The organism is Streptomyces boluensis, from assembly GCF_009908195.1.
Taxonomy (GTDB): Bacteria; Actinomycetota; Actinomycetes; order Streptomycetales; family Streptomycetaceae; genus Streptomyces; species Streptomyces boluensis.
The window spans coordinates 1-1,226 of record NZ_JAAAHS010000723.1; the positions used below are offsets into that span (position 1 = coordinate 1).

Genomic DNA, 1,226 nt, shown 5'->3' on the forward strand with positions numbered 1-1,226 from the left:
GGGCATGGGGGACGGACGGATCGTGGAGGACAGGGTGCGTGTGGTCATCGCCGAGGATTCGGTGCTGCTCAGAGAGGGCCTGACCCGGCTGTTGACCGACCGCGGGCACGAAGTCGTGGCCGGTGTCGGGGACGCGGACACGCTGATCAAGACCATCGGGGAGCTCGCCGACCAGGGCGCCCTGCCGGACGTGGTGGTCGCGGACGTACGGATGCCGCCGACCCACACGGACGAAGGGGTGCGGGCAGCGGTGCGGCTGCGACGCGAGCACCCCGGCCTCGGAGTGCTGGTCCTCTCGCAGTACGTGGAGGAGCAGTACGCCACGGAGCTGCTCGCCGGCTCCAGCCGCGGGGTGGGCTATCTGCTCAAGGACCGGGTGGCCGAGGTGCGCGAGTTCGTCGACGCGGTGGTCCGGGTCGCCGGGGGCGGGACCGCGCTTGACCCGGAGGTGGTGGCCCAACTCCTCGGGCGCAGCCGTAAACAGGACGTGCTCGCGGGGCTCACACCGCGCGAGCGGGAGGTCCTGGGACTGATGGCCGAGGGGCGGACGAACTCCGCGGTCGCCCGGCAGCTCGTGGTGAGCGACGGCGCGGTGGAGAAGCACGTCAGCAACATCTTCCTGAAGCTGGGGCTGTCCCCGAGTGACGGGGATCACCGCCGTGTTCTCGCGGTCCTCACCTACCTCAACTCCTAGGAATCTGACACTCTGTCAGATACGGAGCGACTCGCGCGCGGCGCGTCGAGCGCGGCAGGTCGCGACAGTTCGCGAAGGCGGATGGCCATGACGGGACCGCCGGAGGCCCGGCGTAGAGCGGCGGAGGGGGCGCGTGCAAAGTGGTGAAGCCGTTCGGAAGTACGTCTCAAAGTCACGTCCACTATGCGACCGAGCCCAGGAAGGCGACCCTTACAGACGTAGGGTGGCCCTGGGAGGACCGGTCGTCCGGTGCCGTCCCGTGCCGCACCTCGAGGGAGGTCCAGTTCAGTGACCAGCCAGGTCAGTAGCCAGGCCGAGCAGACCGACTCGGCCGTCGTGGGTGGACAGCGGAAGCCGTCGGGCGACAAAGAAGTGCGTCGTCTGGACCGGGTGATCATTCGTTTCGCGGGTGATTCGGGTGACGGTATGCAGTTGACGGGTGACCGGTTCACGTCGGAGACGGCGTCGTTCGGTAATGACTTGTCGACGTTGCCGAATTTCCCGGCGGAGATTCGGGCGCCTGCGGGGACGT

At 68.5% G+C, this 1,226-nt stretch carries 1 protein-coding gene and 1 pseudogene; both read left to right on the forward strand.

The annotated features are described in order from the left end of the window. The first annotated feature begins 34 nt into the window (after positions 1 to 34). Complete coding sequence (locus GUY60_RS37735) at positions 35 to 694, forward strand: response regulator AbrC3 (protein ID WP_312866581.1); 660 nt, start codon at positions 35 to 37, stop codon at positions 692 to 694. Positions 695 to 982: 288 nt separating this feature from the next. Next, positions 983 to 1,226, forward strand: a pseudogene (locus GUY60_RS37740) (2-oxoacid:acceptor oxidoreductase subunit alpha); the annotation flags it as partial.